We start from the raw sequence: 17,659 nt of genomic DNA, 5'->3' as shown, positions 1-17,659 counted from the left end.
ATCCGGTCGAGACGTCGGGCATGTTCATGGGCCGTCGATCGCCCGCCGGTAGGCCGGTTCGTCGGCGAGGGGCCGGAGGTCCGAATCCTGGCGGGCCGTGTCGCGAAGCTGGGGATCGCCGGCCAGGGCTCGCTCGAGCAACTTGAGGGCTCGCTCTTTCAGGTCGAGACGTTCGGGGCCAGCCTCGGGCGTGGCCGTCGAGGCGAGAGCCAGCGCGCAGGACAGGTTGTAGAGGTCGGGGGCGGCGAGATCGGATCGGGCTTCCAGCGGGGCGGCTGCGGTCGAGACGGCGAGATGATCGCCGCCGCGGGCCAGGCAGAGGAGGCGACTGAGGGCATAGCCGAGGGCGAACGAGCTCGAATCGTCGAGCGCAATCACGCGGTCCCAGTCGAGCGTCGCGTCGCCGAAGCGCCCGGCCTTCTCCAGTGCGACCGCCCGGGCCCCATGAAGGTTGATCGCGGTCGACTTGAGGCGGAGCAGGTTCGGCTCCTCCCCCAGAAGCGTAAGAATCGAGCGAAGGCCCTGGTCATAGCGACCGAGTCCGTCCTGGAGTCGACCGAGGGCCACGTCCAGATTGCCCCAGTTCAGCATCAGGTCGCACCGAGAGGCCAGATATTCGGTCAAGCCGGGCTGGACGGACAGGGCCTGGTCCAGGAGGGCTTCGGCCTCGCGATAACTGGCCTCGGCCTGCACGAGGGCTCCGGTCTCGGCCCGGGCCAGGCCCTGGTTGATCAGGCTCTGCGCCAACTCGACCCGAAGGCCGACATTGTCGGGGGTTTTCCGCAAGGTTTCCCCGTAGATCGCCACGGCCCGATCGAAATGCGGGAGGGCTTTCGGGGGCTGTTGGGCGAGTTGCCAGGCCGATCCCAGGTTATGCTCGCACCAGGCGAGATCCTTCTCGAACGGGTTTTCGTCGGCCGGCGACAAGGCGGAACCTCGACGAGCCAGCGAGAGCGCCTTTTCGAGGACCTCGACCGATCGCCCGGCGTCGCTCGTCAACAGGAGGACACCGAGCTTGATGTGGGCGATCATCTGGTCGCGGACGAGGGCCTGATCGTCGGGGCTCCGGGCCAGGAGGACGTCGTACAGGCGCATGGCACGCCGGAGGTTCGCCTCGGCGGGCTCGGCACGCCCGAGCGAGATCTGGAGGCTGGCGGCCTCGACGGCGGCCCGGGCCGTATCGGACCGGATCGCCGGATCGTCCGAGCCGGTCCTCCGGAGGACCTGATCGTAGAAGGCCAGGCCGGCCTCGGCCTGGGCGCGATGGACCTCGGCCAGGCGTGGGGTCCCGCCGAACTGTGGGTCGTTCAGGATGGCCAGGAACCGGGTGATGGCGTTGTGCGCGTCTCGATAGTTGGACTCGGCAATCCCGCGCTGGCGTCGGGCTTCCTTAGCGGACCGGGCCTCGCGATCCAGGGCCGCCCGGAGCCGGGACTGGTGGACGAGCAGTCCCGCGATCGTTCCGGCCAGGGAGAGGGCCAGCAAGGCGACGAAGGCCGCCTGATAGGGCCGTCGTCGAGTCCACTTGGCGACCCGTTCGAGAGGGCCGGCGGGCCGGGCCAGGATGGTCTCGCCCCGGGCGAATCGGCCGAGGTCCTCAGCCAGGGCGGCGGCCGACGGGTAACGACGGGCGGGGTACTTCTCCAGGCAGTTCAGGCAGATCGTCCCCAGATCGGTCGGTATCCCCGGACGGATCCGCGTCGGGCTGGGCGGCTCGGCGGCCCGGATCAGCTCCAGGGTTTCCAGCGGGGTGGGCGCGAGGAACGGTGGGCGGCCGGTCAGGCACTCGAACAGGAGGACGCCCAGGGCGTAAACATCGACGGCCGGGCCCACGGCCTCGGGTCGCCCCTCAGCTTGCTCGGGGGCCATGTACGAAGGCGTGCCGAGCAGCAGGCTCGAACGGGTGGTCGCCGAGTCGGGTTCGGCCTCGAGGCGCTTGGCCAGGCCGAAGTCGGCGACCTTGGCCGCGCCTTCCGAGTCGAAGAGAATGTTCGAAGGTTTCAGGTCGCGATGGATGATCCCCTGGCGATGGGCATGATCGACGGCCCAGGCCAGGCGCCCGACCAGCTCGATGGCGTCCGAAGTCCGCAGGGGACCGCCGGTCAGACGGTCGGCCAGCGAGCCGCCTTCGAGCAGTTCCATCGTGTAGAACGGGACGCCATCGAGGACGCCGACATCGTAAATCGGCACGATCGCGGGATGATTCAGACTGGCCGCCGCCTCGACCTCGCGGCGAAACCTCTCGACCAGCTGGGGGCTGGCGTCGCGCCCCGCCGCGATCCGCTTCAGGGCCACTCGACGATCGAGGCCGAGCTGTCGGGCCCGGTGGACGACCCCCATGCCGCCCCGCCCGATCACGGACTCCAGAGCGTAGCCGGATGGGAGGGCGGGCTCCCCGACCCCCGAGGCCCCCCACTTCGAGGCCGGAGAGCCGACGTCCCGGAGTAGGTCCAGCCAGGAGTCGTCGGGACTGATCCCCTCCAGCCGCTCGAGGCAATCGGCGCAGTCGGCGAGATGACTCTCGATGGCGAAGGCCAGCATTTCGTCGATGTCGCCGCGGGCGAAGTCGGCGAGCTGATCGCGGCTGGGATGCTCGCCGGCCTCGTAGCGGTTCTCTTCCATGCGCGAACCTCGCTCCGATGGGTCATGCCTCGCGGGTCGGCCAGCACGACCCGCGAGGCGAAGCTCAGGAGACTCGACGACGCGCGCGGGTGACGAGGGCCGCACCTAGTCCTCCGATCGCGACCAGGACCAGCGAGGCGGGCTCGGGAACGACGGCCGATTGGAGAAATCCGTACTCGATCACCCCCGGCTCCTGATTATTGGCCCCGCCCCCCTCCCCGACGGCGAGATTGCCGCCGGTCTGGTTGATCGTGGCGGTGTCGGTGAGGAAGAGAATGCGACCACCTCCGCCGAAGTAGGCCCCGCCCCGCGCGGCGATCAGGCTCTTGCCCTCGACGTCGATGGTCGATGCGTGGATCAGGAGCCCACCGCCGGAGCCTCCCCCGGCATTGGCGGCGAAGGCCGACCCGACGCCCCCGCCATCGGCGATCAGGCTGCCGCCCGCGAAAATGATGGAGTCGATCGCGCCCAATTCAATCGCACCACCGCCACCTCCTCCTCCGGCCCCGACCGCTTCGAAGGCCGAGGCCCCGGTGCCACCGCCGCCGGAACCACCCTGGAGGAAGTCGTTGAGATTACCATAAGGGGCGCCGAAGGTGCCGAAGGCGCTGTCGCCCCCCTTGCCCCCGAAGCCACCACCACCACCCTGAACCCCTCCGATCCCGCCGGGACCGCCCGGACCCCCGCCCGGGCCCTCGCCGGTCTCGCCCGGGAATCCCCCGCCGTGCCCCCCTCGGCCGGCACCGGGACCACCGGCACCGCCCTGACCGTCGCCGCCGAAGCGACTGCTGTCGGCCCCGGCGTAGCCGCTGGCGTCCAACTCGCCCGCCAGCACGATGCCCGAGCGAGACAGGAGGGCCAGCGCGTTGGAGCCGAAGGCCCGGATGTGAACCCCAGCCCCGATGTTGATCGAACTGAAGTCGAAGACCGACACGGTCTCGCCGAACGAGCCGCCTTGAAAGTATGTCGTCCCCACGAAAACGATATTATTGGCAGCGTCGCGCAAGATCGGCGCCCCGTTGGTCTCGATCGTGTAGTCGCCGCTGGTCAGGTCCAACTTGCCCAGAGAGGCGAAGGCCGACGGATCGAGGTAATCACCTCGGGCGGCCGGTGAAATCGCCATCACGGTCAAGATCCCGATGAGAAAACGTCGCGATCGCTTCGGCATGGAGAGCACTCCCCGGAGTTCCGACCCAGGGCCGGCTCAAGGGACACCCTCGGCCCCGATCCCGTAGGTCCGAACAGGAAGTGCGCCACTTCATGAATCATTTCACGCGTCCGAGGATGATGTGGCAATGAGGCAACGCTCGTGGTGACAATTCACCCGATCAGCCCCCGGCCTTCCTGTCGCAAACGCCGGAGGACGCGCGACTTGGCGATCAGGACCGCATTGACCGAAAGCCCCAGTTGCTCGGCCACGGCGGCGGCCGGCCGCTCTTCGAGGACCAACAATTGAAAGCTCCTCCAGGTCGAGAGGGCGAACTCGGGCTCGATCAGTTCCATCAGTCGGCGGGCGATGTACTCGTCGTGTTCGCGGTCCCAGAGCAGGCACAGCTCGCTCGAAGGGTCCTCGAGCTGGGCCAGGCGGACCTCCAGCCCGTTCAGGGGGCCCGATCGCCGATTCCTCCAGTAGCCTCGGAGCCGGTTGGTCGTGATCGAGCGGACCCAATGCCGGAAGGCCCCCTTGCGGCCGTTATGGTCGAAATCGGCCAGGTCCCGGGTCAGCGCGAGCAAGACTTCCTGCGTCAGGTCGTCGACGTCGCTCTCGGGGGTATCCTGCTGGAGCAGCCAGCGGCGGATCAGTGGGGCATAGAGCGTCGTCAGTCGCCGCCACGACGGCTGGTCGCCCGGCTTGCGTCGGAGCCGATTGAGCAAGCTCAGGGGTGTCTCGATCATGCGATTCCAACCCCGGGATTTTCGTTCGGCCGCGGCCCAGGTCGCTGAGCTTTCGCCAGGCCGCGGTATCGCTTCGCGTCCGGAAAAGATCGGCTCACCGAGCGGAGGCGGACAGCAGTGATCGGTCCTTCGGGACGCGGGAAGGCCTGCAGCGAGAAGTCGAGACCTCGATCATCGACGCCGAATCGCCGCCTAATTATACCACACATGACAACGATCTCCCCAGTTCGTGCTTTTATTCCACACCGAACGGGAAGCACGGCAGCCCCGACTCGATCGGCCGAAAAGCTCAAATCAACGCAATCCACCGCATTCTCACCGAATGGCACAACTCCAGGTGTCCCGATCGGCCTCTTATCGACGAACCAGGTCGCGGATTCCGCCCAAGCCGAGACCACGAATCCCTTAGGATTGGACTGGCCGAGATCGTCGTGGAAGAGTTAACCTCGGGCGAGGAATCGACCCACGAGGCCGCATCAACGAGTCAAGCTGACATGCGCAATCATTCATTGACAAGGATCTCCCGACCGATGGCGATGCTCGCCGTATTGCTGGCCTGCTCGGGCTGCGGGGGCGGCGCGGGGTCATCCGAGAAGACCGTGGTGGTCTACTCCGCGCAGGACCGCGAGTTCGCCGAGCCGGTCCTGACGGCCTACGGGGAGCGGAACGGGGTCGAGGTCCTCCCCAAGTTCGACGTCGAGAGCACCAAGACGGTCGGCCTGACCCAACTCCTGATCCAGGAGGCCCCGCGGCCCCGGTGCGACCTGTTCTGGAACAACGAGATCCTCAACACGCTCCGGCTCAAGGAGAAAGGGCTCCTGGCCCGGTGGTCGCCCCCCAACGCCGCCGACATCCCCGACGAGTTCAAGGCCACCGATGGGACCTGGTACGGGTTCGCCGCCCGGGCTCGGATCCTGCTGGTCAACACCGATCTGATCCCCCCCGAGGACCGCCCCCGAGGGCTGGCCGACCTGACCGACCCGAAATGGAAGGGGAAAATCGCGATGGCCAAGCCGCTCTTCGGCACGACCGCGACCCACTTCACCTGCCTCTTCGCCGCCTGGGGCGATGAGAAGGCGCGGGGGTTCCTCAAGGCCCTCAAGGAGAACGAGGTCCAGGTCCTCTCGGGCAACAAGCAGGTGGCCCGGGCGGTCGCCTCGGGGCAGGCGGCCTTCGGCCTGACCGACACCGACGACGCGATGGAGGAGTTCGAGGGGGGCCGGCCGGTGGCGATCGTCTACCCGGACCGCGAGCCCGACCAGCTCGGGACCCTGTTCATCCCCAACGTCCTGGCGATCCTCGAAGGGGCTCCTCACCGGCTCGAAGCCGAGGCCCTGGGCAATGACCTGCTGGGGCCTGAAGTCGAGGCCGAACTGGCCCGAGGCCCCTCGGCGCAGATCCCCTTGAATCGCAAGACCCAGGCCACCGCCAGGGTGGAGACCCCCCAGACCGTCCACGCCATGTCGGTCGACTTCGAGAAGGCCGCCCGGATCTGGGACCGGGTCGCCGACGAACTCACGACGGAGTTCGCGGGCCGGTGATTTCGGATCGAAGTACGCCGACGAGAGAAAGATCAAACCCGCGATTCAGACCGCCTTGAGGCCGGACCGAAGTGCCTCGGCGAGCTGGCTGGCCCCGTAGCCGTGCTCGACCATCAGGCAGGGGAGTCCGCTCTCCTGGCAGAGGGGGCGGAGTCGTTCGGGGACGTGGTGTGCGACGAATTCCTTGAGGATCAGGACGACGTCGACACCTCGGTTTCGGACCCTCTGTTCCAGCGACTTCAGGAGGGCGGGGCGGGTCCCCTCGTAAGGTTCCCATTCCAGCTCCCCGAATTCGAAGAACTGGCAGAGGGTCCGGCGAGCATCCTCGCGGACCGCGCCGCCGATCATCAGGACTCTCCGGCCGCGAGTCTGGGAGATCAGCTCGGCGAACTGGCCCCGGAGGGCCAGGTCCTCCTCGACCTTGGAGTCTTCGTCGCGGAGCCGGTCGAGGTGCTTGCGGAGCACCCGGAAATCGCTCCCGGTGACCAGTTCGCGATAGGGCTTGATCAGGTCGAGCAGCTCGGCGTCGGCGGTCCCTCCGGTGTTGACCACCCGGCCCAGGGCGGCCAGGAACTCGTCGACTCCCTCCTCGGGGAGGTGGTGCGAGGCGATCACGGCCCGGAGATCCTGGAGGGCATCGCGATAAGCACTCTGGGATAGCCGCTTCCGTTCCAGCTCTCGGAGGGCCTGTTCATCCCGGGCGACCCTCAACTCGCGATCGCGTCGGGAGGCATCGACGGCCAGGCGAAACTGCTCCTGGGCATCGACGATGTACTGATCCCAGTCGGCGACGTAGCCCTCCTGGAACGCGTCGATATAGCCCGGCATATATTGCTTGGAGAGGCCGACGAGACGGCGGAAGATCCCCTCCATCGCCTGGGTCTCCTCGCTCCCCTCGACGAAGTTCATCCCCTGGAGCCGCCGGAGTCGGCCGATCCAGATCATCAGCTGGGCCTTCTGTTCGCGAGCCTCCAGGGCGCCGAAGTGGGCGGCACCGTCCTCGATCTCCTTGGTCAACTCGGGGATCTGGCTGGAGGGGAACAGCCGAGCGACGCTGGAGACCAGCCGGTCGGCCTCGCAGAAGTCGACCGCGAGCTGGGGCTGGAGCCGATCGAGCTCCTCCCGCAATTCGGTGTACTTCTCCAGCGCGATCTGGAGGGCCTTCTGCGATTCGGCCGCCTCACGAATGATCGAGTCGAGATCCTTTTGTGCCTCGATTCGCTTCGATTCGATCTCGGCGCGGGCCGACTGGACCAGGCGTTCGGCCTCGCTGCTGTCCGTCTCGAGATAGCTCCGGTGCTGCGCCAGCTTGATCGTCATCTCGCGGAGCAACTTGTCCTGATCGGCCACCTCCCTGAGCTCGCGAAGCCGGGTCGGCCGATCCTCGCGGACCCGACGCTGCCCCTCCTCGGCCCTGATCTCGGCGGCCTTGAGGGTTTCCGCGGCCTGGCGTACATCACCCCCAAGACGCTGGGCGCGGGACTTAGACTCGGCTTGGCGGACTAGCTCGGCAAGACGTTCCAGGGTCGGAGTCATTATTTAACTCTCGTGCCGTATCGAGATACGGCCGGTTAGGAGCGAGCTTCGAGGGTGGAATAATATCATGACTTCATCCTCCTCCTCGGGCTCGCGCGAAAAATCAACGATTACCAGATTCAACGACTCAGCAAGAACTAAAAACTTGATCCGATTTCGAGAAACAGGCCTGCGGGGGGGGATTACGGATGAATCGGCATCAAAGGGATCGCTGGCGAGCCACCGAGACGCGCGATCACGGCACAGGCGAGTATTTGCTCGCTTAGCGGAGCAAGTCCATGATCGCGCCAATTCAACTTTCCCGCAAGAGGCTTTTCGGACAATTGAATTTCTCCTCGGATCAATCCCACTTGGATGCGACACCGAGGATTTCTTCCGCTTCGCCCCCCGATGAAACCGACGATACCCGAGTGATACGGGCGAGACCTCGACCGAGCCGGGCCTCACGGGAGTCGCACTACCACAGGAGGAACGGATACTCGAGAGACCGATGGGTCGTGTCAAGACTTTTCAGCCAGGATCGCGAGGATCAGGTCGAAGTGACCGCCTCGGCCTGTCCGACGGTCCCCCGAGATCGCCCGAAGGCCAGGTAGAGCGAGGGCATCAGGAACAGGTTGAGAACGGTCGAGGTGACCAGTCCGCCCAGGATCACCACGGCCATCGGATGCTCGATCTCCTGCCCAGGCTTGTCGCCGCCCAGGGCCAGCGGGACCAGCGCCAGGCCCGTGGCCAGGGCGGTCATCAAGATCGGCGCGAGCCGCTCGATCGAGCCTCGGATCACCAGCTCGGCCCCGAACGGCTGCCCCTCCTCTTCCTCCAGGTGCCGGTAGTGGCTGACCAGCATGATCCCGTTCCGGGCCGCGATCCCCAGGACGGTGACGAACCCGACCAGCGAGCCCAGCGACAGGACTCCCCCCCCCAGGACCGCCCCGAAGACCCCGCCGATCAGCGCGAACGGCAGGGTGACGAAGACCAGCGCCGTCAGCCGGAGCGTCTTGAAGTCGGACTGGATGATCAGCAAGACGCCGATCAGCGAGAGGCCCGCCAGGACCATGAGTCGCTGCCGGGAAGCCTCGCGGGTGGCGTACTCGCCGAGGAAGTCGGGGAAGTACTCGCGGCCCATCGGCACCGCCGTGACTTTCTCGCGGATCGCCCGCGCGACCTCGCCGAGATCCGCCCCGTCGGCGACGTTGCACTGGATGTCGATTTTTCGCGACGCATTCTCATGAGTGATGACGTTGGGAGCGGGGACCATCGACACGTCCGCCACATCCCCGAGCCGGACGTGGGCCCCGGCGGGGGTCTCGACCGTCAGGTTCCGGAGGGCGTTCGGGTCGTCGCGGACCCCTTCGACGCCCCAGAGGAAGACGTCGAAGATCTTCTGCTGGTCGTAAAGCTCGCCGAGCTTCTGCCCTTTCACCAGCGTGGTCGCGGCCCGCCGGACGTCGCCGGGGGTCAGGCCCAGTCGGGCCGCCGCGTCGGGACGGAGCCGGACGTCCAGTTGCGGGACCAGGACTTGTTGCTCGACCTTGAGGTTGGCCACGCCGGGGACTTCGTGGATCGCGTCGTAGACCTCCTGCGCCTTGGAGCGGAGGACCGCGATATCGGGGCCATAAAGCCGGACCACGATCGTCGCCCCGGCGCCGGTGAGGACCTCCTTGATCCGCTCGCGGAGGTAGGTCAGCACGTCGCGCGTCAGCCCGGGATAGCCATTGATGGCGTCCTCGATCTTGCCGACCGTCTCCTTGTAGGGGGCGTCCTCGTCGATGCTGATCCAGAGTTCGGTGAAGTTGGGCCCGACCACCTCGTCGGCCACCTCGGCCCGGCCGATGTGCGAGCCGAAGTTGTTCACGCCCGGGATCGCGCGAAGCTCCTTGCTGGCGTCGGCGGTGATCCGCCTCATCGCCTCCAGCGAGGTCCCCGGCTTCTCGACGAAGTGCATCAGGAAGTCGGTCTCCTTGAAGTTCGGCAGCAATTCCTCGCCGAGCCCGAGGAGCGCCCAGCCGCTGGCGGCGAACGAGGCCAGGAGGACCAGAACCGCCGCGAAGGGCCGGTGGACCAGCGAGGGGAGGATCCCTCGGTAGAGCGCCTGGAGCCCCCGGACCAGCGGCGAGGCCCGATGGCGATCGACCGCGCCCGGCAGGAGCATCAAGGAGAGCGCGGGCGTGACCGTCAGGGCGACCAGGAGCGAGGCCAGGATCGCCAGGATGTAGGCCATCGCCAGGGGACGGAAGAAGGTCCCGGTCAGCCCTTCCAGGAAGAGGACGGGGATGAAGACCAGGATCACGATCAAGGTGGCGTAGACCACCGCGCTCCGGACTTCCAGCGACGCCGCCAGCACGACATCGAAGGCCGAGCGACGGCCCCCTTCGGCCCGGTTCTGCCTCAGCCGTCGGACGATGTTCTCGACGTCGATGATCGCGTCGTCGACGACCTCGCCCATCGCGATCACCAGGCCGGCCAGGACCATCGTGTTGATCGTGGTGCCCATCAGGCGGAGGACCACGCCGGCGGCCACCAGCGAGAGCGGGATCGCCGTCAGGCTGATCAGGGCGGTCCGCCAGTCATATAAGAACACGACCAGGATCACGATCACCAGGCCGCAGCCGACCAGCATCGCGTGGCCGAGGTTCTCGATCGACCGCTCGATGAAGGTGGCGGGCCGGAAGATCGTCGGGTCGACCTTGACCCCCTTCTTGCCGAGGTCGAGCCCTTCGAGCGCCTTCTCGACGTTCCGGGTCACGTCCAGGGTGTTCCCTTGCGGCTGCTTCTCGACGATCAGGAGGAGCCCCGGCACGTCGTCGATGATCGCGTCGCCGATCGGCGGCGGGCTGCCGATCCGGACCTCGGCCAGTTCGCCGAGCCGGAGCGGGGCCCCGTTGCGGAAGGCGACCACGGTGTTCCGGAGGTCGCTCGGGGTCTCGATGGCCGAGCGGTGCCGGACGGCGATCCTCTGGTTGGGGGTATCCACGAACCCGCCGCCGGCGACCATCACGGCATCGGTCACGGCCTTGTTCACCTGGTCGAGCGTCACGCCCGCCGATCGGATCCGCTCGGGGTCGATGAGGACCTGGAACTGCCGGTCGCGCTGGCCCCAGATCGCCACGTTGGCCACGCCGGGGATCGACATCAGGCGAGGCCGGATCGTCCATTTGGCCAGCTCGGACAGGTCCATCTGACCCAGGGTCTTCGAGGTCACCCCGATCTTCATGACCCGGCTGAGGCTCGACAGGGGGGAGAGGATCACCGGGGCTCGGACCACCGCAGGAAGCCGGGACGCCGCGATCGTCAGGCGCTCGCTGACGAGCTGGCGGGCGACCATCAGGTCGGTCCCCTCCTGGAAGATCAGGACGACCGACGAGAGGCCCAGGACCGACTTCGACCGCAGCGTCTTCAGTCCGGTCGTCCCGTTGAGGGCCCCTTCCAGCGGGACGCTCACCAGGCTCTCGACCTCCTCGGTCGACAGGCCGGGCGCCTCGGTCTGGACCTCGACCAGGGGCGGCGCGAACTCCGGGAACACGTCGAGGGGGGCATTCTGGGCGGCCCGGACCCCGTAGATCATCAGGACGATCGAGGCCGCCAGCACGAGGACCCGGAGCCTGAGCGATGTCGCCACGAGCCAGTTCATGGAAATCCCTCGGAGTTCGACCGGATCAGACTCGCGGGACGGGGCCGCCCCCGCCTCAAGGAAGAGGCTTCCGGCGGGACGGGACCTCGATCGTCAGGTCTTGTTCCGGGTCCTGGCCGTAATACTCTTTCAACTCTTCATAAAGCTCGGGATGCTTCTTCTTGAGCTGGATCGGCTTCTCGAAGAAGGCTTCGGTGGCGACGGCGAAGAACTCGGCCGGGTTGGTGGCCCCATAGTCGTCCAGGACCGACTTCCGGCCCTTCTCGGCGCCTTCCCGAAGCTCGGCATACTCGGCCCCGAGGACCCGGGCCCAGGCGGAGTACATGTTCCGCTTCGGGAGGATCGGGGCGCCGTCGGCCGAGCCGTCCTCCTGGTCGAGCTGGTGGGCGAACTCGTGGAAGACGACGTTGTGGCCGTCCCGGACGTCGGATGCTCCCTGCTTGACGTCGTCCCACGAGAGGATGACCACGCCCGAGTTCCAGGCCTCGCCCAGCAGGCCGGTCGGCCCTTCGGACACGACCCCCTGCGGCGAATGCCGGGGCATGTCCGAGACGAACGCATCGGGATACACCAGGATGGTGATCAACCGGGGATAGACGTCGGTATCGCGATGGAGCAGGAGCATGCAGGCCTGGGAGGCGATGGTGACCCGGACCTCGTCGGTGATCTCCTGGCCGTTGCAGCCTTCGAAGACCTTCTCGGCCAGGAAGATCTGGATCAGGCCCTGGAGTTCCAGCCGGTCGTCCTCGGAGAGCCGCCCGTAGATCGGGACGTTCCGCTCCAGGATGGGCAGCCATTCGGGCGGGAAGGGATGCTGGAGGAGTTTTTCTCGTCGTTGTTTCTTGAAGAAGCCGAACATGAGATGCCTTTCGGTCGGGGTGGGGCGAGCCGGTCGATCCCCTCGATCGGTCACTTCCCCCCGGCGAACTCCGTGCCGAACAACTCGGCCGCGCCGTCGGTGACGACCTTGGTCCCGGGCTTGGGGCCGGACGTGAGGACCGCCTCGGTGCCGACGACGTGGTCGACCACGACCCTCCTCCGGGCGTAGGCGTGATGGCCCTGGCTTTCATAGACCCAGGCTCCGCCGTTGTGGTCGTAGAGGATCGCGGCGTAGGGGACGACCAGCGACTCGGCCTCCCCCTTGAGGGGCAAGGTCACGCCGACCCTCTGGCCGGGCCGGAGCTTGCCGTCGTGGTTCTCGACCTCGTAGTAGAGGTCGACCGTGGTGGCCAGCGGGTTGGCCGATGGGGTGGTCTGGACCGGCTTCGCGGGGCGGGTCGGCCTGCCGGGGGCGTCGGCCAGGCCCCCGATGGCGGCCTCGCGCGCCTGGTCGATCGTCTCCTCCTCGGCCACGAAGACGGGGACCTTGACGTACATCGGGTCGAGGTCCGCGACCTCGAACAGGACGCTCCCCGAGGGGACCTGCTGGCCGGCCTGGACGTTGACGTTGATCAGGACGCCGTCGGCCGGGGCTCGCAAGGGCAGGGGGGCCAGCTTGCCCGCGTCCTCCGAAACGCCCTCGCCCATCGCCTTCCGGAAGATCTTCACCCGCCGCTCGGCGGCGTCGAGGGTGGCCTTGGCCGAGTCGTAGGCATTCCGGGCGTCCACCAGGGCGGACGGGGGGACGTCGTGGGACTGGGAGAGTCTCTCGGTCCGATTCAGGATCACCTTGGCGTTTTCGAACTGGGGGCGAGCAATCTCGAGCTGCCCTTCGGCGTCGGCCCGGGCCGCCTCGTAGTTGACCCGTTCGAGCGGGCTGAGAATGGCCCGGTCGGCCGAGAGGATCGGCAAGAGCGTGAAGATCGCCTGGCCCTTCTTGACGGGCAAGCCGGGGGCCGGGGGAGACGCCCCATCGGCCAGCACCAGCGTCCCGGTCTGGGGGGCCGAGACGATCGAAGATCGCCCGGGCGCGACGACCACGTCGCCCCCCATCGTCAGCGACATCGGGGCAGCCTTCTTTTCGACCTCGGCGGTGACGATCTTGAGCCGTTCTTCCGCCTCGGGCTTCAGGGTGACCGTCACCAGGTCGCCCTCGCCCGGGAGCTTGGCCACCGAGGCCGGGCTGGCCGGCTTGGATGGTGCCGCCGGCTTGGCCGAGCATCCCCCGACCGCCAGGATCAGGGCCGCCGGCAGGAACCGCCGGATTGTCTTCGCGGTTTTCACGCTCTTCCCCCGAGAGGATCGCGGTCGAGGTCCACTCGATCGGTCCTCAAATTATCCGATGCGTGACATCTTCGTCAGGCGATTGCGCGCATTCTAAGCCCGATCTTATCTTCGTTCGATGGCCCGGCCGGAGCCCGACGACCGATGATAATGATCAGGATGTCCCGGAAGTCGCCCGATCCGGGGGAGTGGCCGAATCGTCGACCGACGCAGGATGCGTGCCCCATGAAACCCGCCCTCGCCTTGCTCGCGCTGGCCCTGGCGCAAAGTCTTGGGGGAATGGCCCTCGCCGACGACACCTCCAGACCCGCCCCGGCGGGCCTCTTCGGTCGCCTTCGCAAACCCAAACCCGCCGAGGTCCCCTCGACGGCCCCCCGGCCAACTCCATCACCCGGCCTCCCCCAGGCCAACACCAAACCCGAACCGAAATCGGGCCGACTCCGACCGATCCCGGCCGGCCCCTCGACTGCTCCCGATGCGCCGGTCCGACGGACCCAGGCGACTTCGGCCGACCTGGGGATGCCGATCGGTCCGGCGGCGGCCTCCACGGCCCCGGCGCCCGGGGGCCAATCGCTTTCGCTCCAGCTCGCCCTGAGCGGGGCCTTGACCAGCAATCCCGACCTGGTGACGCTTCGCGAGGGAAATCCCGTGCAGGCGTCGGCAGAATCCGTCGAGGTGGCCCGGCACTTCCCGACGGCACTCAATCCGACGGTCTTCATCGACTACCGCCCGATCACCTTGATCCCGCGGGGAATCGCCGGCTCCGGCCTCGGGGGCGGTACGAACGGCCACGATCCCAACGGCAATTTCTATCGGAGCGGCCAGGGCTATTTCCTGATCGCGATCCGACAACCGATCGAGTTCGGGCACCAGACCACCCACCGCTATGGGATCGCCAAGGCGGCTTACAAGCAGGTCCAATGGCAGATCGTCCAGGCCGAGTTGACCACGCTGGTGCAGACCTATCGGTTCTTCCAGACGGCCGCCTACCGCCGGGAAAAGCTCCGGGTGGCCCGGGATCTGTCCGAGTTCAGCGAGAAGCTCCTGGAGACGCTCGAACGTCGGCTCGGGGCGAACCAGGCCCAGCCCGCCGACGTCGCGTTGGCGAGGGTCGAGAGCCGTGCCGCCCAGCAGCAGGTCGAGGCCGCTCGACAGGACTACGTGACCGCCCTGACCGACCTCCGAAATCAGATCGGCATCCCCGAGTCGGCCGCCGAGAGCGAACCATTGGGGGAGTTCACCCTGCCGGAGAACATTCCGACAGTTGACGAGCAGACCATGGTCCAGACCGCCCTCAAGACCCGGCCCGAGATCCACGTCGCCCAGGCAGCGATCGAGGGGGCCACCTCGGCGGTCCGGCTCGCCAAGGGGGACCGGATCCCGACCACCATCTTCGGCCCGCAGTATGTTCAGAGCGAGGGGGGGGTGCAGTATGTTGGCTTCAACCTGGCACCGAGCCTCCCGCTCCTGAACAACGGGAAACCCCTGGTCCGCCAGCGAGAGGCCGAGCAACGCCGGGCCGTGGTCTCCTACCAGCAGATCCAGCAGAAAGTCACCGCCCAGGTCCGATCGGCCGTCGCCAAGTGGAACGGGGCGACTGTCCTGGTGAACGACTCCGCGGGCCTGATCCGGGAAATCTCCGACGACGTGGCCAGCCTGGAGCGACTCTTCGAAGCGAATCAGACCGACCTGACCCGCGTCCAGCAAGCCCGCCAGCGGTTGATCCAGCTGGAAAACTCGCAGCTCGACGCCCTCTGGGCCGCGACCCAGGCCCAGGCCGACCTGATGCTGGCCCTGGGAGTCCCCTCGATGATCCAGAGTCTCCTGGAATCCTCCGAGCGGGATGCGGGGGTCGCCCCCGACGCACCGACCGCCCCCGGCACGGAGCCCCCAGCGCCGCCGACGCCCTCCCCCTTCGCGCCCGCCACCCGTTGAGACCTCGACCCGATTGCATCGGACGACCCGGGGGCTTAACCTCGGGACGCCGGGCATCCCGGGATCCTGGGCCCGGCCGGAGGGCTCGACCATGGCACGCCTCGATCGGAAAGTGGTGGCGATCACGGGAGTTACGCGCGGCCTGGGACGGGCCATGGCCCGGGAATTCGCCCGCCAGGGACATCTGGTCCTGGGATGCGGGCGGACGCTCGGCGCGATCGAGGCTCTCAAGAAAGAGCTGGCCCCTCCTCACGAGTTCGAGGCCGTGGACGTAGCCGACGAGGGCCAGATCCGGTCGTGGGCGACCGGGATTCTCGACCGTCACGGACCTCCCGACCTCCTGCTGAACAACGCGGCGACGATCAACGCCAACGCCCGGCTCTGGGAGGTCCCGAGCGACGACTTCGACCGGGTTGTCGATGTGAACATCAAAGGGGTCGCCCACGCAATCCGCCACCTCGTCCCGGCCATGATCGGGCGAGGGTCGGGTGTGATCGTCAATTTCAGCTCGGGCTGGGGGCGTTCGACCGCGCCCGAGGTTGCCCCCTACTGCGCCTCGAAATGGGCGATCGAGGGATTGACCAGGGCCCTGGCCCAGGAGCTACCCCGGGGCCTGGCGGCGATCCCGCTGAACCCGGGGATCATCGACACCGAGATGCTGAGGAGCACCTTCGGCGGCCGGGCCAGCGACTTCCCCAATCCCGACGCATGGGCCGAGGCCGCCGTGCCGTTCCTGCTCGGGCTCGGCCCCAAGGATAACGGCCGACCCTTGACCGTGCCCGGCCATTGACGGGCCCGGGGGCGTCAGGCCCTAGGATTGACCAGATGTGTTCGATACCATCGCTGTTGATCCGATTCGAATTTCGAATTCTCGGGAGTCGATCCGCCATGAAGCATCGCGTCAAGATTGGGCTCTCGATCGCCCTGGTGATGGGCCTGGGAATGGCGGCCTCGGGCGCCCTGGCCCAGCAGAAGACTCCCCCCACTCGCAGCGAGTTCATGCGGGCCAAGCTCGAATTCTCCGGCAAGGTCCTCGAAGGGCTCACGGTCGAGGATTACGCCATGATCGAGAAGGGGGCCAAGGCCCTCAAGAAGCTCAGTCAGGCCGCCGAGTGGGAAGTCCCCACCATCCCGAGCGTCCCCGAGTACCTGGTCTACACCAACGAGTTCCAGCGGCTGGCCGACGAGATCGCCCAGAAGGCCCGCGACAAGAACCTCGACGGGGCCACGCTCGCCTACGTCAAATTGACGATGAGCTGCGTCCATTGCCACAAGTACATCCGAGGCCCGGCGCATTGATCACGGGCCGGCGGACGCCCGGAGGTGGCCGCCGTAGAGCCGGGCCAGCTCGACCATGAGGGCCTCCAGCCGGGCGTAATAATCGTCCTCGGCGAGCCTGGGCTTTTCGTCGCGGAGGGCGGCGATGGCCAGTTCGATCCGGTCGCGGTCGCGGCGGACTTCGGGAGGAAGCGCCCGCTCGCGATCGCTGGGGACCAGGTGCCACTGGTGGGCCCGGAGCCCGTCGGCCGGGGCTCCATCCTTGGCCCGCTTGGTGGCCCGGACCCCCCGGAACCAGTCGGCGGGGGTCCCGAGCTTGTCGCCGTTGTCGTCCAGGAGGGCATGCTCGGTGGACAGTCGGGACTTCGACTTGTAGAACTCCTCGGTCCGCGAGGAGGCCGCCAGGTAGGCTTCGAGGAGCGAGACCTGCCCATCCTTGTCGAGGTCGGCGCGGGGGTCGGCGATCGACTCGGCGAGGTACTGCCCGAACCGGGCAAAGTTCGACTCGTTCCCGCTCCGGGTGGCGGCCACCACGACCCGGCCCTCGCCCGAGAGCTTGCTCAGGAACGGCCCGCTCGACGAAGAGCAGTCGAGGACCGCGATCGGTCGCTTGACCGATTCCAGCCAGCCGGCGAGTTCGACCTCCGAAACGTCCGGCCCCCGAAGGTTGAACTTGGCCTCGCGTCCGTCGAACGACCCGTGCCCGATCAGGACCAACCAGAGCGGGGCGGTCCCGCTGGCATGCTCCGCCAGGGCCGAACGGAGCCGGTCGCGATCGTTCCCGGTCGAGGCGGGGTCGTCCTTCGCCTCGCCGATCCGGATCGAATCGGCCCCGGCCTTCGACGAGGCGGCTTGCCAGAGGTCGGCCCACCGGCGGAACTCGGGCTCGTAGTCGGCCGAACCGGGGGCACCCACGACGATGATGACCGTCGGGCGATCCTCGGCCGAGAGGGCTGTCAGGCAGAGAAAGCTGGCGAGGAGGATCGGCATGGGTTTTGGACCGTCCGTCGAGGACTCAGGACTCGGGATTTCGTAGGGCAGGGCTTGCCCTGCCGGTCAC

12 protein-coding genes are annotated in these 17,659 nt (G+C 67.5%); 4 read left to right on the top strand and 8 right to left on the bottom strand.

Annotated features, from left to right (window positions below):
• Nucleotides 1-24: 24 nt before the first annotated feature.
• The 3 genes from P12x_RS14060 to P12x_RS14050 form a co-directional block, all read right to left on the bottom strand.
• Nucleotides 25-2,622, bottom strand: coding sequence for a protein kinase domain-containing protein (locus tag P12x_RS14060; RefSeq protein ID WP_435011499.1), 2,598 nt, complete (start codon nucleotides 2,620-2,622; stop codon nucleotides 25-27).
• A 64-nt stretch (nucleotides 2,623-2,686) separates the two neighbouring features.
• Nucleotides 2,687-3,790, bottom strand: a complete 1,104-nt coding sequence (locus tag P12x_RS14055) for a PEP-CTERM sorting domain-containing protein (protein ID WP_435011498.1) — start codon at nucleotides 3,788-3,790, stop codon at nucleotides 2,687-2,689.
• Between the two features lie 152 nt (nucleotides 3,791-3,942).
• Nucleotides 3,943-4,518, bottom strand: coding sequence for an RNA polymerase sigma factor (locus tag P12x_RS14050; protein ID WP_435011497.1), 576 nt, complete (start codon nucleotides 4,516-4,518; stop codon nucleotides 3,943-3,945).
• Between the two features lie 536 nt (nucleotides 4,519-5,054).
• On the opposite strand from P12x_RS14050, the gene P12x_RS14045 reads away from it, so the two are divergent.
• Nucleotides 5,055-6,059, top strand: a complete 1,005-nt coding sequence (locus P12x_RS14045; protein ID WP_435011667.1) for an extracellular solute-binding protein — start codon at nucleotides 5,055-5,057, stop codon at nucleotides 6,057-6,059.
• Between the two features lie 45 nt (nucleotides 6,060-6,104).
• Here the strand turns inward: P12x_RS14045 and P12x_RS14040 are convergent, their stop codons facing one another.
• From P12x_RS14040 to P12x_RS14025, 4 genes are all read right to left on the bottom strand, one after another.
• The gene (locus P12x_RS14040) at nucleotides 6,105-7,595 is read right to left on the bottom strand and encodes a hypothetical protein (protein WP_435011496.1); all 1,491 of its coding nucleotides are present in this window, start codon (nucleotides 7,593-7,595) and stop codon (nucleotides 6,105-6,107) included.
• 529 nt (nucleotides 7,596-8,124) lie between these two features.
• Nucleotides 8,125-11,223 (bottom strand): efflux RND transporter permease subunit, encoded by a 3,099-nt coding sequence (locus tag P12x_RS14035; RefSeq protein WP_435011495.1) that lies wholly within the window; start codon nucleotides 11,221-11,223, stop codon nucleotides 8,125-8,127.
• Nucleotides 11,224-11,278: 55 nt separating this feature from the next.
• Nucleotides 11,279-12,082, bottom strand: a complete 804-nt coding sequence (locus P12x_RS14030; protein ID WP_435011494.1) for a zinc-dependent peptidase — start codon at nucleotides 12,080-12,082, stop codon at nucleotides 11,279-11,281.
• Between the two features lie 50 nt (nucleotides 12,083-12,132).
• The gene (locus P12x_RS14025) at nucleotides 12,133-13,386 is read right to left on the bottom strand and encodes an efflux RND transporter periplasmic adaptor subunit (protein ID WP_435011493.1); all 1,254 of its coding nucleotides are present in this window, start codon (nucleotides 13,384-13,386) and stop codon (nucleotides 12,133-12,135) included.
• Between the two features lie 225 nt (nucleotides 13,387-13,611).
• On the opposite strand from P12x_RS14025, the gene P12x_RS14020 reads away from it, so the two are divergent.
• From P12x_RS14020 to P12x_RS14010, 3 genes are all read left to right on the top strand, one after another.
• The gene (locus P12x_RS14020) at nucleotides 13,612-15,321 is read left to right on the top strand and encodes a TolC family protein (protein WP_435011492.1); all 1,710 of its coding nucleotides are present in this window, start codon (nucleotides 13,612-13,614) and stop codon (nucleotides 15,319-15,321) included.
• A gap of 91 nt (nucleotides 15,322-15,412) precedes the next feature.
• Complete coding sequence (locus P12x_RS14015; RefSeq protein ID WP_435011491.1) at nucleotides 15,413-16,111, top strand: SDR family oxidoreductase; 699 nt, start codon at nucleotides 15,413-15,415, stop codon at nucleotides 16,109-16,111.
• 98 nt (nucleotides 16,112-16,209) lie between these two features.
• Entirely contained in the window at nucleotides 16,210-16,620 is a 411-nt protein-coding gene (locus P12x_RS14010) for a hypothetical protein (protein WP_435011490.1), read from the top strand.
• On the opposite strand, the gene P12x_RS14005 is transcribed toward P12x_RS14010, so the two are convergent.
• On the bottom strand, nucleotides 16,621-17,589 hold the full coding sequence (locus P12x_RS14005) for a hypothetical protein (protein ID WP_435011489.1): 969 nt from the start codon (nucleotides 17,587-17,589) through the stop codon (nucleotides 16,621-16,623).
• Nucleotides 17,590-17,659 lie beyond the last annotated feature (70 nt).

The sequence above is a fragment of the Tundrisphaera lichenicola genome, assembly GCF_051175385.1.
In the GTDB taxonomy this organism is placed as follows: Bacteria; Planctomycetota; Planctomycetia; order Isosphaerales; family Isosphaeraceae; genus Tundrisphaera; species Tundrisphaera lichenicola.
This window is presented reverse-complemented; position numbering and strand designations above follow the sequence as displayed.

Excerpts from the sequence above, each read along its gene's own strand:
- P12x_RS14060 (WP_435011499.1), bottom strand. The coding sequence starts at position 2,622 with ATGGAAGAGAACCGCTACGAGGCCGGCGAGCATCCCAGCCGCGATCAG.
- P12x_RS14055 (WP_435011498.1), bottom strand. The coding sequence starts at position 3,790 with ATGCCGAAGCGATCGCGACGTTTTCTCATCGGGATCTTGACCGTGATG.
- P12x_RS14050 (WP_435011497.1), bottom strand. The coding sequence starts at position 4,518 with ATGATCGAGACACCCCTGAGCTTGCTCAATCGGCTCCGACGCAAGCCG.
- P12x_RS14045 (WP_435011667.1), top strand. The coding sequence starts at position 5,055 with ATGCTCGCCGTATTGCTGGCCTGCTCGGGCTGCGGGGGCGGCGCGGGG.
- P12x_RS14040 (WP_435011496.1), bottom strand. The coding sequence starts at position 7,595 with ATGACTCCGACCCTGGAACGTCTTGCCGAGCTAGTCCGCCAAGCCGAG.
- P12x_RS14035 (WP_435011495.1), bottom strand. The coding sequence starts at position 11,223 with ATGAACTGGCTCGTGGCGACATCGCTCAGGCTCCGGGTCCTCGTGCTG.
- P12x_RS14030 (WP_435011494.1), bottom strand. The coding sequence starts at position 12,082 with ATGTTCGGCTTCTTCAAGAAACAACGACGAGAAAAACTCCTCCAGCAT.
- P12x_RS14020 (WP_435011492.1), top strand. The coding sequence starts at position 13,612 with ATGAAACCCGCCCTCGCCTTGCTCGCGCTGGCCCTGGCGCAAAGTCTT.
- P12x_RS14015 (WP_435011491.1), top strand. The coding sequence starts at position 15,413 with ATGGCACGCCTCGATCGGAAAGTGGTGGCGATCACGGGAGTTACGCGC.
- P12x_RS14010 (WP_435011490.1), top strand. The coding sequence starts at position 16,210 with ATGAAGCATCGCGTCAAGATTGGGCTCTCGATCGCCCTGGTGATGGGC.
- P12x_RS14005 (WP_435011489.1), bottom strand. The coding sequence starts at position 17,589 with ATGCCGATCCTCCTCGCCAGCTTTCTCTGCCTGACAGCCCTCTCGGCC.